This window comes from Oculatella sp. LEGE 06141 (genome assembly GCF_015207605.1).
Lineage (GTDB): Bacteria > Cyanobacteriota > Cyanobacteriia > Elainellales > Elainellaceae > Oculatella.
Genome location: NZ_JADEWO010000001.1, coordinates 285,888 through 298,838, shown reverse-complemented (window position 1 = coordinate 298,838; position 12,951 = coordinate 285,888). Strand labels below are relative to the sequence as shown.

Sequence of the window (12,951 nt, the reverse complement as noted above, 5' to 3'; positions counted from 1 at the left end):
CTCGATCGCACGATTACGTATGAGAGTTATCATTCGAGATGCGGCTTTAAGCGATCTCCCTCACATTCTGGAATTACTTCATTTAAAAGCAGAATTTGATGGTTGCCCAAATTCAGTGTTGGCAACGGCTGAGGCGTTAGAAACCGATCTCTTTGGTGAGAACCCTCTGGCATCCGTATTGCTGGCTGACGTAGACGGTGAACTGGCTGGTTTTGCCACCTATCATTCCATCTATTCCACCTTTCTGGCAAAACCGGGTATCTGGCTGGACGATCTCTATCTCAAACCCAATTATCGCAATCACGGCATTGGGCAGGCGCTGATTGCTCGTTTGTCTGAAATTGCGATCGCCACTGGATGCGGCAGAATTGATTGGACGGTGGCTACAGGCAATGCAGGCGGTATTCGGTTCTATCAACGCCTGGGCGCGTCGATTCAGGAGTCTGTGCGGCTGTGCCGTTTGGATGGAGAGGCGATCGCCCAAGCTGCCGTGTTAAGTGGTCATCCCGTTTGAGCCATTCCCTGAGAGGCCACATGAAACGGTTCGACGGTAGGCCAAGCGGATTTGATGTTGGGTGAATGAGTGAATATGAACCTGTTGATCGCGTTATTCATTTCGTTCTTGCTTCTGTTGTTCAGCGCTTTTAAGGGCTATTTCATTGCTTATCCGCTGTTCATTTCAATGATCCTGATCATGATGGTGTTATGTCGCCAGGGATTTTCATTGAAAAGCTTGCTCAAAATGGCGGTTGTAGGCAGTAAAAAATCCTTTTCAGTTCTCAGCGTTCTGCTGCTAATTGGTGCAGTAACGGCCATCTGGATGGCGGCGGGTACGGTTCCGGCGATCGTCTACTACGGGATTCAGTTCATTGATCCACAATACTTTGTGCTGGCGACGTTTCTGTTAAGCAGCTTTGTGTCGCTACTCATTGGCACCTCCTTTGGTACGGTTAGCACCATTGGCATTGCTCTGATGATTATGGCGAGTAGCAGCACTGTAAATCCTCACATCATTGCCGGAGCAATCATTGCCGGAGCCTATTTTGGCGATCGCTGTTCTCCCATGTCATCCAGTGCCAACTTAATTGCCAGCGTCACCAAAACCAAGCTCTATACCAATATTCAAAACATGTGGCTAACGGCGATCGTACCATTGCTGCTAACGACCTTTCTGTACTGGATACTGTCGTTACTCAACCCGGTACAGATTGCCAATGATCATTTTTCGGCTGAAATTGCCAGACTGTTTAACATTAATGTCATTGATTTATTACCTGCGATCGCAATTCTGCTGCTGTCGGTGCTGCGGGTTGAAGTGAAACTATCAATGGTGATTAGTATTGTGGTTGCGATTGCGATCGCCCTGTTTTATCAGCATTACTCGGTCATTGAACTCTGCCAATTTATGCTGCTCGGCTTTGGCATTGCAGAAGAGACACCGCTGCAATCAATTCTGCTGGGAGGGGGAGTCCTTTCAATGGTGAAGGTCTCCATTGTGGTGATTATTTCTACGGCTTTTGTCGGCATCTTTGCTGGAACGCAAGCCTTGCAGCGTATCGAATTGTTTTTGGTAAATGTCAAATCTCGACGCGATCGCTTTCTTAGCACCTGTCTAATTGGCATCGGTTCTGCTGCCTTTGGCTGTACCCAAACGATCGCCATCTTACTGACCCAACAGCTCGTCGAAAACAAGTATAAAGAAAACGAACAGGGCCACTACAAACTGGCGCTTGACCTGGAGAATACAGTAGTGGTGATTGCGCCGCTAATTCCCTGGAATATTGCCGGGTTAGTGCCCGCTACTATTCTGATGACCGATCCGGGCTTTATTCCCTATGCCTTTTACCTGTATCTTATTCCTTTAATAAACCTAATTCAGATTAGACTAAGTACGCCGCCCAAGCTGAGACTATGCAACTAACGCCCCAGGAAAAAGACAAGCTGCTGATCTTCACTGCTGCTCTGTTGGCAGAACGCCGCAAAGATAAAGGGTTAAAGCTCAACTATCCCGAATCGGTGGCCTACATTTCTGCGGCCATTTTAGAAGGAGCCAGAGAGGGTCGCACCGTGGCTGAACTGATGAGCTACGGCACCACATTGTTAGCAAAAGATGACGTGATGGACGGCATCTCCGAAATGCTGCATGAGGTCCAGGTGGAAGCGACGTTTCCCGATGGAACCAAACTGGTGACCGTTCACGATCCTATTCGCTAGAGGTGAATCATGATTCCAGGTGAACTGCTGATTGAACCGGGCGAGATTGAACTGAACGTGGGTCGCCCAACGGTAACGCTAACGGTCGCCAATACGGGCGATCGCCCCATTCAGGTTGGCTCCCACTTTCACTTTTTTGAAGTGAACAAAGCCCTCTCCTTTGAGCGAGAGCAGGCGCGAGGAATGCGGCTCAACATTCCCGCAGGAACAGCGGTTCGGTTTGAACCGGGGGACGAAAAAGAGGTAACGCTGGTAGCGCTGGTGGGCAGCCGTGAAGTGTATGGGCTGAACGGTTTAATCAATGGCTCATTAGATGCAGCCGATACAGCCAAGCAAGACCCATCATCCGAGAGTAAGCCTAAGGAAGATGGTAAAAAGAAAGGCGGCAAGAAAAAGAAAAAGTGAGCGATCGCAGCAATGGCACACGTAGCCGAGAAGCCTCCATATGTATCGACTGTATGATTTTCGTCCCTCTGGAAATGGATACAAGGTTCGTCTGTTGTTGACTCAGCTTGGTATTCCCTTTGAGTTCATTGAACTGGATATTATCAAGCGCGAAACTCGCACCCCCGACTTTCTCGAAAAAAATCCGAATGGCCGTATTCCAGTACTGGAGCTAGAATCAGGCGTTTACCTGTCTGAATCCAACGCCATTTTGGTTTACCTCAGTGAAGGCACGCCTTTCTTGCCGGATGACAAGCTGGAACGGGCGCGAGTGTTGCAATGGCTATTTTTTGAGCAATATAGCCATGAGCCGTACATTGCCACCTCTCGCTTTTGGCTGATGCACGACATGGCAGAGCAAAAGCGGCAAGCGCTAGAGGAGAAGAGAGACCCTGGCTATGCGGCTCTGGGTGTAATGGAAAAACGGTTGAAGGCGCATCCTTTTCTGGTGGGCGATCGCTACACCATTGCCGACATTGCCCTCTTTGCCTACACCCACGTTGCCAGTGAAGGCGGGTTTAGTTTAGACCACTACCCCGGCATTCAGGCCTGGATTCAACGCATACAAGCCCAACCGCGCCACGTTCCCATCACGCAGGCACAATTCCAGTAATGAGAGGGCGATCGCTCGACCCAAACCTTAACTTTTGGGCAAATTCGAGAGTTCAGTAAATCTGGCGTGGTACTCTGGCCTGGTTAGTAACCAAACACACAATGAGTGGGCTGTTTTGGTTGGAAGATCGGTCTTCTGAGCTTCAGATATCTTTGGGGAGTGCTTATGAGTTACCGCATGGATCGCCGCGCCTACGCTGAAACCTTTGGCCCAACCGTGGGCGATCGCGTCCGGTTAGCCGACACCGATCTGATCATTGAAGTGGAGCAAGACTACACCACCTATGGCGATGAGGTCAAGTTTGGCGGCGGCAAGGTCATCCGTGATGGCATGGGGCAATCGCCCATTTCCAACGCCGATGGTGCGGTGGATGCCGTCATTACCAATGCGCTGATTTTAGACTGGTGGGGCATTGTTAAAGCCGATATCGGCATCAAAGATGGCAAAATTGCCGCCATTGGCAAAGCCGGAAATCCTTACATTCAAGATGATGTCACCATCACGATTGGCCCCGGTACAGAGGCGATCGCAGGCGAGGGCATGATCCTCACCGCAGGCGGCATTGATGCTCACATTCACATGATTTGCCCCCAACAAATTGAAGTGGCGATCGCTTCGGGTGTCACCACCCTGATTGGTGGCGGTACGGGGCCAGCCTCCGGCACCAATGCCACCACCTGCACCCCCGGCCCCTGGAACCTTTATCGCATGTTGCAAGCGGCTGATGCCTTTCCGATCAACATTGGCCTACTGGGTAAAGGAAACAGCGCTCAACCGCAGGGCTTAGTGGAACAGGTGCGGGCAGGGGCAATGGGGCTGAAACTGCACGAAGATTGGGGCACCACTCCAGCCACAATCGACAATTGCCTCAGCGTTGCAGATGAGTATGATATCCAGGTGGCTATCCACACCGATACGCTGAACGAATCAGGTTTTGTCGAAGACACGGTGGCGGCCTTCAAAAATCGCTGCATCCACACCTACCACACCGAAGGAGCCGGAGGCGGCCACGCGCCCGACATTATCAAGGTATGCGGCGAACTGAACGTGTTACCGTCCTCCACCAATCCCACCCGTCCCTATACCGTTAACACCCTGGAAGAACACCTGGATATGCTGATGGTGTGCCATCATCTCGATCGCGGCATTCCAGAAGATGTAGCCTTTGCCGAATCCCGCATTCGGCGAGAAACGATCGCCGCTGAAGATATCCTGCACGACCTGGGAGCCTTCAGCATGATCTCGTCCGACTCGCAAGCCATGGGGCGCATTGGCGAAGTGGTGATTCGCACCTGGCAAACGGCGCATAAGATGAAAGTGCAGCGCGGTGTGTTGAGTCAGGATAGCGATCGCAACGACAATACTCGCGCCAAGCGCTACATCGCCAAGTACACCATCAATCCAGCCATTACCCACGGTATTGCCGCCCATGTCGGCTCGGTTGAAGTGGGCAAACTGGCAGACCTGTGTTTGTGGAAACCGGCTTTCTTTGGGGTGAAGCCCGAACTGGTAATTAAAGGCGGCATGATTTCGTGGGCGCAAATGGGCGATGCCAATGCCAGCATTCCCACCCCTCAACCCGTCCACATGCGTCCTATGTTTGCCAGTTTTGGCGGTGCAATGACCGCAACGTCTTTCACATTTGTCTCGCAAGCCGCATTAGATGACGGTATTCCAGACCAGCTCAAGCTTCAAAAAGCGGCGGTTGCGGTGTCTAACATTCGTCAACTGACCAAAAAAGAGATGAAGCTGAATGACCTGACCCCTCATGTAGAGGTCGATCCTGAAACCTATGAAGTGCGTGCAGATGGTGAGTTGCTGACCTGCGAGCCTGCCACCGTTTTGCCAATGGCACAGCGCTATTTTCTGTTTTGAACAATTTAGTGGGTTCGCAGAAATAGGGAGGTAGCGATCGTCCCCTGTAGCCACTAACACTCAGAAATCATTATCCTTAACACAATAAGGATTGGTGGAGAGCGAACGGGTGGTCAAGGAAATGTGGGCGCTATTGAGAACCACGCTGGCTCAATGGCAATTCAGGCAAGCGTCGTTGCTGGCATCATCCCTGGCCTATTACACAGTATTTTCGCTGGCACCGCTGCTGGTGATTGTCATCGGTGTGGTTGGCGTTCTCTTTGGGCAGGCGGGTGCAGAAGGGCGGGTTGTAGAGCAACTTCAGCATTTTGTGGGTCGGGACGGGGCGCAGGTGATTGAGACGGCGATCGTCAATATGAGAGAGTCCACCAACAGCCGCAACCCGGTTGGGGTTCTCTTCAGCATCACCTTTTTGATTGTGGGGTCATCCAATCTGTTTTTTCAAATTCGGCGAGCGCTGAATCAGGTTTGGAACATTGTGCCAACACCAAAGCATGGGTTTCTCTACTTTTTCCGCAAACTGTTTTTGTCCTTTGCAATGGTGCTGATGATTGCGTTTTTGTTGCTAGTATCGTTTATTCTCAGCGCTGTTTTAGGCTATTTCGTAGACGCACTGAGCGCGATCAATTCTGATTTGATTTATCTCTGGAAAGTCGTTAACTTCTTGGTCTCCTTTTCCGTAACCACGTTGCTAATTGCGCTAATTTATCGAGTGCTGCCCGATGTGCGGGTGGCATGGCAAGCGGCGGGTGTGGGAGGAGCCATCACGGCACTGCTGTTTAGCATTGGGCAGTTTTTGTTTGGTCAATTTCTCGGCCACATCAGTTTGGGGTCGGCCTATGGTGTAGCGGGTTCTCTGGTGATTGTCATTGTTTGGATTTATTACGCCGCTCATCTGCTCTTGCTAGGGGCTGAGTTTACCCAGGTGTATGCCGAACGGCGAGGCACACCGATCGTCCCCTCAGAACAGGCGGTGCGGGTGCCGCAAATGGCGATCGCCTCCCCCAGCCTTCAGGAAAAGTAGGGTCAGGCGGTTGCTCCATATCTGGTCAAACAGATCCCCTGCACGCACAAACACTGCCCTATGTAAGCAGGTTACACATGCGCTGGACAAAATCCTTGCTCAATATGGGCGATACAAGGGTCGAACTTGTGACATCCTGCTTGTAAGGCAGGCGCTCTACCACTGAGCTAATCGCCCGTTCACACAGTAACTGATTGTAGCAGACGAACGAGCTAACTTTCACTAAATCGCTCAAGAGAATGTGAAAATTCTAATGTGAAACGGCTAAACCCCCCAGAATTCTATGCCTTCAGGTCGGACGCACGATCGCATCACACTCTGGACTCTGCCTGTGACGGCGATCGCAGCCCTGTTGCTGTCTCGTAGCGGCACCATTACCCTCATCGTTTGTGCCGGGTTCTTGTTTGGCGGGTTAATGCTTGGCCCCGACTTAGACACCCACTCCGTCCATTACAAACGCTGGGGCTGGCTGCGCTGGATCTGGCTGCCCTATCGGGGCAGTGTCCGCCACCGATCGCCCCTTTCCCATGCTCCCATTACAGGAACTGTGCTGAGAGTTGCTTATCTGCTGCTCTGGGTTGGGCTGGTGAGCTTTGTCGGTGTGGCGATCGCCAACGAGATTGGGCAGCTTGGCTTAACCTGGTCAGAATTCGTTGAGCGAGTGCGAAATGGGCTGCAACACCACCAGGCCGAGTGGATTGCTTTACTGATTGGGCTGGAACTGGGAGCGCTGAGCCACTACACCGCCGATTGGACGGTTTCAAGCTATAAGCGCGTCAAGACAAAGGGGTGGAAAGCGCTGTTGCCCAAGCCAGCCAAACGCCGTTCTGCTGGGCGACCACCCAAACCGCGATCGCCCAATGCCCCCAAACGCCGCAAAGGGTCTAAGAAGTCCTCAATGCCCCGTTGAAAATTATTTAGAATGACCAACAGCGTCGTTTTATCCTGCTGAGGGTTCGCTTGAACGGTCTGCGGTATCTGGAGCCGACTTCGTTCTGCATCGCTGTGATTCAACGTGTCTTACAAGGCATTGCAATTCTTTTTGAATAGGTATCACTTATGGCTTCACCTGCATCTCAGTCACCCGATCGCGCTTCCACCCTTGCCGCTCTGCAACGGTTGATTGAGGTGGTAGCTCAACTGCGATCGCCCGAAGGTGGCTGCCCCTGGGATCTCGCCCAAACGCCCGAATCGCTGATGCCCTACGTAATTGAAGAAGCCTACGAAGTGGTAGACGCTATCCGCCAGGGTAATTCAAGCGCGATCGCCGACGAACTGGGGGATTTGCTGCTGCAAGTGGTCTTGCACGCACAAATTGCCAGCGAGTCAGGACAATTTACGCTGGAAACCGTAGCAGACCACATCAGCGAAAAGCTAATTCGCCGTCACCCGCATGTGTTTGGAGACATCAACGTTGAGAACGTAGACGAGGTGCGGCAAAACTGGGAGCAAATTAAGGCCGTTGAAGAAGCTGAAAAAACAGACGATCAGCGGCTCTCGCCCCGGCTCAGCCGCTATGCGCGATCGCTTCCGCCGCTGATGGCCGGAATGAAAATCTCGCAAAAAGCTGCTGCGGTAGGATTTGAGTGGGACAGCATCGAGGGCGTTTGGGAGAAGTTTCATGAAGAGCTAGCCGAATTTCACCATGCAATTGCCGAAGAAAGTAAAGCCCGACAGCAAGCGGAACTGGGAGACGTGTTGTTCACGCTAATCAACATTGCTCGCTGGCACGACCTCGACCCATCTGAGGCATTACAGGAAACCAATCGCCGCTTTATTCAACGGTTTACTCAAGTCGAAGAAGCGATCGATCGCCCCCTTTCCAGCTATTCCTTAGAGGAACTGGAAGCTTTTTGGCAGCAAGCTAAGGCTCGTCTGGCTGGTCAGTAAATTAACACTGTCCCCGCCTCGCCAACCGCAGCAGTTGCTTCCCGCAGCAGTAGCCAGAGCTGATACAGTGATCTATCTGTACAGAGTTGAACAAACCAGGCTGGATAGAGAGCCATCAGGCGATCGCAGCGACATAGTTGATTTTAAAGAATCTCCACCAACTGCCAACGTTGCTCCTCAACCGTTCCTAACTGCCGACTTTATCGATATCGCCTGATTCCATTAGGCTAGTTTCCGTCCCGGTGAACCGCCCGCTGCCTCTCCCTGAAAAAGAGTCAAATCGCTGATTTAGCATGATTAAAACCGTAACTGTCCGTGTTCCTGCAACCACAGCCAACTTAGGCCCTGGCTTTGACTGTGTTGGCGCGGCTTTGTCGCTGCATAATCAATTTCAGTTTTCATTACTTGAATCGGCCACGCCTGCAACCGTCAACATTGAAGTGAGTGGCGCAGAAGCCGATCGCGTCAAAACAGATGAAAGTAATTTGGCCTATCAGGCATTTGTTAAGCTTTACGAGCATCTCAATCAGCCTGTACCACCCGTTCAGATCACTATTCAGCTAGAAGTACCGCTGGCTAGAGGGTTAGGCAGTTCCGCCACTGCAATTGTGGGCGGTCTGATTGGTGCTAACCTGCTGGCACAGTCGCCGCTCGACCGAGATGCCGTTATGCAGTTGGCGATCGCCATTGAAGGTCATCCCGATAATGTCGTCCCTGCCTTAATTGGGGGCTGCCGCTTGTCCGCCTTCAGCACCGCTGGAGACTGGATGATTAGCGATATTCCCTGGCACGAAGACCTCGTTCCGGTCGTGGCTATTCCCAACTTTGAACTGTCCACCGCTGAAGCAAGACGGGTGTTGCCCACCCAATATAGCCGTGCTGACGCCATTTTCAACGTTGCCCACCTGGGTTTGTTAGTGAGAGGGTTGGAGACGGGACGTGCCGACTGGCTACAAACGGCCTTGCACGATCGCATCCACCAACCCTATCGGCAATCCCTGATTGTGGGATACGAAGCCGTTCATTCTGCCGCGATGGCCGCCGGGGCGTATGGCCTGGTCATCAGCGGTGCAGGCCCAACGTTATTGGCGTTAGCCAACTCGGCGCAGGCCAATGGTGTAGAAACAGCCATAACCGAAGCCTGGAGATCTCATGGAATTGCAGTAGATGTTCGATCGCTGCAAATTGATACCTATGGTGCCAGCATTCATCTACAGGATTAATCCGTCCAGGGGCGATCGCTACAACATAGCAGGTTGCCCGCCCGCTACCCGTTCGCGGGGGCTTTGAGCAAAACGAGTCCAGTTCGTCAGGCGATCTTCGGCGATGATGCGTCGTGTTGTAATCCGGTCGGGGTAAGACCGCATGAACATGTTAGTGAAGTGCGTCCCGTAGTCAATGTGGTCATTGCCCAACGGCCAAAACAACGGACGAACGCATCTGCTGAACTTAGGCTCATGGAAGTATGCCAGCGCAAATCGTTCTCTTGTATTCAGCCTGACTTTGTGCGGCGTTGAGAGCAGGTAACCGTGGGTCATGAACTGTAGAATATCGCCAGGAAATACGGTCAGCACCTTTGGTACGGGCTTTACAAACGTCCACGGCTCCTCGTTTTCATACATACCCGCAGAACTTTCAGTGGGTAGCCAGTTTCGGTTTCTCGTTTCTCCGGCAACAGGGGGACGAACATAGAGACCGCCTACGTCGTCCTGGGCGGCGATCACCAACAGCCCATAATCGGTGTGGGCACCAATTCCCCTCGCCGAGTGTGCCGATGCTGCTGGGAACCGCAACACACGCATATGGTGCCAACCATCGTCTGTCAGTTCTGTTAAAGCATTGATGTTGTTCAACCCCAGACCAAGGGCGAGTAACTTTAGCAATACATTGCCAATGCAACCCAGTTCATCCATGAATGCGGTCATGCTTTGCTGATAGTTCTGATCTGGCCAGGGTACTGGCCCATGACACGGCCATTGCTTTTGCACACGGGGATCATCTGGCAGAACATCCTTGCAGACCGTGAATATTTCCGAGTAGTCGGCTTGCCCATCGGTAACTTCCTCACCCGAAGCAATATACCCGCTGTAGGTTAGATCGCTGATGCATTGCGATTTGAAGTTTAAAGGCATACGAAAGAACCGTTTGCTTGCGTCAAAGGCACGCTCGGTCTTTTGATGCTGAATGGCGTTAGTCGCAACCTGAACAATTCCGTCGGTTCTCCAGGCTTGAATCATTTCATGTGCCAGGTCGATGTCAGATTGCGTTCCCGTGATGGTTTGAGGTAGATGCAACGTTTTCAAATCAGTCATCTCAAGTCCTTATGGCTACTTGTGGGGCAGAGGATGTCAAAATCTACTTCCACTTTTCCCAGGATCAAGCAAAGCTAACAGCTCCAACTGGCCGCAACTAGCTGCGATCGATGATTTGCAATTCGCCGTACTCCACTGCCTCAGAAAACACTACACGCTCTGCTGCGTATCCTGGTTTTCTCTACGAGTGTTCAAAGTTGCCTCAGCCCCTTCGTTTCTTCATGAGCCTTCGCCAACGGGCTGAAAAAGCACGTAGCCGCTTCTGTTTCCGATGTCTTTAATATCTCCCAAATGGCAGTTGTTCTTGAAGCGCAAATGGGTGCTAAAGATTACCGTTCAGGATGATCTAAATAGGCGGTACGGAATTTTGCAGATATTGCATTAATGTTTTAGCCCGATTAGTAATTAGTGCCCAATTATGGGTGGCGATCGCCTGTGTTGGAAAAAGTTGCCCCGACAGGCCAACTGCGATCGCGCCAGCCGCCAAAAAGTCCAGAGTGTTGTCGATCGTCACGCCACCGGTGGGAATGAGCGGAATCGACCCCAGTGGACCTTGCAAACTCTGGATATAGCCTGCGCCCCCAACTGCCTGAACGGGAAACACTTTGACAGCCGTGGCACCCGCTTGCCATGCCGCCACAATTTCGGAAGGTGAGAGCGCCCCCGGTACCATTGGCACATCGGCTGTAACCGCAATCTGAATTAGAGTGGCATCTGTGTGTGGGCTAAACAAAAACTGTGCCCCAGCGGCGATCGCCTGCTGCACGTCATCCGCCGTTAATAGCGTTCCGGTTCCAATGGTGCAGTCCGGCAGGTCTTGCTGAAGTTGCCGAATTAAGTCCGCAGCGCGATCGCTGTTCCAGGTAATTTCAATTAGCCTCATGCCGCCTGCTGCCACCGCCTGCGCCATTCTTCGTCCCTGTTCCATCTGGTCTGCTCGAATGACGGCAATTGCCCGTTGCTGTCGCACCATATTCAACCAGGCCGCACTGAATTTAGGCACAGGTTTATCGCTCATCATCGATCGCTACAAAGTATTTAGAGTTGCTGAGTTCAGAAATTAAGATAAACGAAATTTAATTTGCGTCAAAAAATGAAATTTAGCTTAAGTTCAATTCAATGTAATTTCATATGATTTCAATAGAGATGTTTGTTTATAGAGATGTACAGTCTACAATATTTTTTCGTTTATCAGAGAGTGTTTTGGTTTTGAGGAACACTAACTACTCTGTTGCCATCTCGACATTTGCTGATAGCTAATTTGCTTCGTTACAACATAGATGAAAACGAGTTGGAGGCCAGTCATTTCAATCATTTGACTGCAAATCATGGAGGCAGCGATCGCTACAACGCTACTCTATCCACTTAGTTAAATGAGCGTTCAGTCATTAGGAGGATGAGCCAAAATGACCCTCTTTCTAAGATGGGCGTACTTGTCGAACACTTAAGAAAAACTATGGCACTTATCAAATCTAAACATTACTATCAAGGCGATAACGACACATCAACTGAAGGCAATGTTAATTTTGACTCCTTCAGCGTTTACGCTCAAGGCGACGATAAAGTCGGTTCTGTAAAAGATGCGTTAGTGGACGAGCAGACAGGTCGTTTCCGCTATCTCATCGTTGACACCGGATTTTGGGTCTTTGGCAAAACGGTGTTACTTCCCATTGGCTTGGCTCACTTCGATTACGATGCCGAACGGGTTTACGTCAATGGCCTCACGAAAGAGCAGGTCGAGAATTTGCCAGAGTTCAGTGACGACATGGCGATCGATTCCGATTACGAAGAGCAGGTTCGAGGCCATTACCGTCCGCTTGCCTCCCAGCGTCGTGACGCTCAGTTCTTGGGGCAATCCTACGCACCTGGTACAGGCACAGCGGGTACTGCTGGCATGACGGGTGTTGGTATGGCGGGTGCTGCTAGCATGACCGGAAAAACCAACCCGACAAATGACAACATTGATCGTCGCGATGCCGCTACTCGCGGAAACGTCAATCCTGCTGTTGCTCCGACGGGTGCTGCTAACCAGAATTTAAGCGATCGCCGTTCTGCCAGTGCTTACGATTATGACCGGGAACCCGGTTTGTATGCCCTGAACGAGCGAGAAAATCAGCGCCTGCGCCTGTATGAAGAGCGTCTAATTGCTCAAAAGCAGCGAGCTAAAGTAGGTGAAGTTGCCGTCAACAAGCGCGTCGAGACGGAAACAGCACAAGCATCTGTCCCGGTCGAGCGCGAGCGAGTTGTCATCGAACGGAATGCGCCCGGGCAAACAACACCGGCAACAAACCACAACTTTGGTAGTAACGAAGTTGCCAAAATGGACGTATACGAAGAACAGGCGAACATCCAAAAGCAAGCGGTTGTACGTGAAGAGGTTGATATCCATAAAGAAGTCGATCGCGATGTCGTTAGTGCCGAAGAGAAACTGCGACGCGAAGAACTGGACATCAACACCGAAGGCAACCCTTCTATCAAACGGCCAAACCGCTAAGTTAGCGCTGACCTCTTACCTCAATGTCAGCAGCGGTTTGAACTAAACTAGCAATAACTGAAGTCGTGCAGGTGGAGTTTTATCT

General features: G+C 51.4%; 13 protein-coding genes and 1 tRNA gene. 11 read left to right on the top strand and 3 right to left on the bottom strand.

The window, feature by feature from the left end:
* Nucleotides 1-19: 19 nt before the first annotated feature.
* The 7 genes from IQ268_RS01380 (at nucleotide 20) to IQ268_RS01350 (ending at nucleotide 6,170) form a co-directional block, all read left to right on the top strand.
* Complete coding sequence (locus IQ268_RS01380; RefSeq protein WP_193874741.1) at nucleotides 20-514, top strand: GNAT family N-acetyltransferase; 495 nt, start codon at nucleotides 20-22, stop codon at nucleotides 512-514.
* Between the two features lie 75 nt (nucleotides 515-589).
* A complete protein-coding gene (locus tag IQ268_RS01375) occupies nucleotides 590-1,921 on the top strand; it encodes a Na+/H+ antiporter NhaC family protein (protein WP_193874739.1) in 1,332 nt (443 codons plus the stop codon).
* Complete coding sequence (ureA, locus tag IQ268_RS01370; protein WP_193874737.1) at nucleotides 1,912-2,214, top strand: urease subunit gamma; 303 nt, start codon at nucleotides 1,912-1,914, stop codon at nucleotides 2,212-2,214. Before IQ268_RS01375 ends, ureA begins: the two co-directional genes overlap by 10 nt.
* Before the next feature lie 9 nt (nucleotides 2,215-2,223).
* The gene (locus tag IQ268_RS01365; protein ID WP_193874735.1) at nucleotides 2,224-2,619 is read left to right on the top strand and encodes an urease subunit beta; all 396 of its coding nucleotides are present in this window, start codon (nucleotides 2,224-2,226) and stop codon (nucleotides 2,617-2,619) included.
* Nucleotides 2,620-2,659: 40 nt separating this feature from the next.
* Complete coding sequence (locus IQ268_RS01360) at nucleotides 2,660-3,271, top strand: glutathione S-transferase family protein (protein ID WP_193874733.1); 612 nt, start codon at nucleotides 2,660-2,662, stop codon at nucleotides 3,269-3,271.
* A gap of 165 nt (nucleotides 3,272-3,436) precedes the next feature.
* A complete protein-coding gene (gene ureC / locus IQ268_RS01355) occupies nucleotides 3,437-5,146 on the top strand; it encodes an urease subunit alpha (protein ID WP_193874731.1) in 1,710 nt (569 codons plus the stop codon).
* 109 nt (nucleotides 5,147-5,255) lie between these two features.
* Complete coding sequence (locus IQ268_RS01350; RefSeq protein WP_339383336.1) at nucleotides 5,256-6,170, top strand: YihY/virulence factor BrkB family protein; 915 nt, start codon at nucleotides 5,256-5,258, stop codon at nucleotides 6,168-6,170.
* 105 nt (nucleotides 6,171-6,275) lie between these two features.
* Here IQ268_RS01350 and IQ268_RS01345 read toward each other — a convergent pair.
* A tRNA-Val gene (locus IQ268_RS01345) sits at nucleotides 6,276-6,347 on the bottom strand.
* Between the two features lie 106 nt (nucleotides 6,348-6,453).
* Between IQ268_RS01345 and IQ268_RS01340 the strand changes: the two genes are divergently transcribed.
* The 3 genes from IQ268_RS01340 to thrB all read left to right on the top strand — a co-directional run bounded on the left by IQ268_RS01340 (nucleotide 6,454) and on the right by thrB (nucleotide 9,283).
* Complete coding sequence (locus IQ268_RS01340; protein ID WP_193874729.1) at nucleotides 6,454-7,080, top strand: metal-binding protein; 627 nt, start codon at nucleotides 6,454-6,456, stop codon at nucleotides 7,078-7,080.
* Between the two features lie 149 nt (nucleotides 7,081-7,229).
* Nucleotides 7,230-8,060, top strand: a complete 831-nt coding sequence (gene mazG, locus IQ268_RS01335; protein ID WP_193874727.1) for a nucleoside triphosphate pyrophosphohydrolase — start codon at nucleotides 7,230-7,232, stop codon at nucleotides 8,058-8,060.
* A gap of 293 nt (nucleotides 8,061-8,353) precedes the next feature.
* Nucleotides 8,354-9,283 (top strand): homoserine kinase, encoded by a 930-nt coding sequence (gene thrB / locus IQ268_RS01330; RefSeq protein WP_193874725.1) that lies wholly within the window; start codon nucleotides 8,354-8,356, stop codon nucleotides 9,281-9,283.
* A gap of 18 nt (nucleotides 9,284-9,301) precedes the next feature.
* On the opposite strand, the gene IQ268_RS01325 is transcribed toward thrB, so the two are convergent.
* Nucleotides 9,302-10,372: an isopenicillin N synthase family oxygenase gene (locus IQ268_RS01325; RefSeq protein WP_193874723.1), complete on the bottom strand. Its 1,071-nt coding sequence runs from the start codon at nucleotides 10,370-10,372 to the stop codon at nucleotides 9,302-9,304.
* A 346-nt stretch (nucleotides 10,373-10,718) separates the two neighbouring features.
* Nucleotides 10,719-11,390, bottom strand: coding sequence for a bifunctional 4-hydroxy-2-oxoglutarate aldolase/2-dehydro-3-deoxy-phosphogluconate aldolase (locus tag IQ268_RS01320; protein ID WP_193874855.1), 672 nt, complete (start codon nucleotides 11,388-11,390; stop codon nucleotides 10,719-10,721).
* A gap of 438 nt (nucleotides 11,391-11,828) precedes the next feature.
* Here IQ268_RS01320 and IQ268_RS01315 point away from each other — a divergent pair, with 438 nt between their 5' ends.
* Nucleotides 11,829-12,866, top strand: a complete 1,038-nt coding sequence (locus tag IQ268_RS01315) for a DUF2382 domain-containing protein (protein ID WP_193874721.1) — start codon at nucleotides 11,829-11,831, stop codon at nucleotides 12,864-12,866.
* Nucleotides 12,867-12,951: the final 85 nt, after the last annotated feature.